The organism is Paenibacillus sp. ICGEB2008, assembly GCF_000307675.1.
In the GTDB taxonomy this organism is placed as follows: Bacteria; Bacillota; Bacilli; order Paenibacillales; family Paenibacillaceae; genus Paenibacillus; species Paenibacillus polymyxa.
The window spans coordinates 1-717 of sequence record NZ_AMQU01000075.1; the positions used below are offsets into that span (position 1 = coordinate 1).

1 rRNA gene is annotated in these 717 nt (G+C 53.7%); it reads right to left on the reverse strand.

Annotation, left to right across the window (positions count from 1 at the left end):
- Window positions 1-717: ribosomal RNA gene (locus C400_RS0126045) — 23S ribosomal RNA — on the reverse strand; the annotation flags it as partial.

Sequence of the window (717 nt, forward strand, 5' to 3'; positions counted from 1 at the left end):
TGTGTTTTGCTAAACAGTCGCTTGGGCCTTTTCACTGCGGCCCCCTCGGGCTATTCACCCTACCGAGGCACCCCTTCTCCCGAAGTTACGGGGTCATTTTGCCGAGTTCCTTAACGAGAGTTCTTCCGCGCGCCTTAGAATTCTCTTCTCGCCTACCTGTGTCGGTTTGCGGTACGGGCACCTTCTCCTGGCTAGAGGCTTTTCTTGGCAGTCTGAGATCATGACCTTCGCTACTATAGTTTTCGCTCCCCATCACAGCCCAGCCTTACGATGTGCGGATTTGCCTACACATCAGCCTCACTGCTTAGACGGACATCCATCAGTCCGCGTCACTACCCTACTGCGTCACCCCATCGCTCATAGCGGATTACGGTGGTACAGGAATTTCGACCTGTTGTCCTTCGACTACGCCTATCGGCCTCGCCTTAGGTCCCGACTTACCCTAAGCGGACGAACCTTCCTCAGGAACCCTTAGGCTTTCGGCGGATCTGATTCTCACAGATCTTTTCGTTACTCATACCGGCATTCTCACTTGAATGCAGTCCAGCGCTCCTTCCGGTACACCTTCAACCCGCATTCAACGCTCCCCTACCCCTGATGCAAGCATCAAGCCATAGCTTCGGTGGTGTGTTTAGCCCCGTTACATTTTCGGCGCAGAGTCACTCGACCAGTGAGCTATTACGCACTCTTTCAATGGTGGCTGCTTCTAAGCAACAT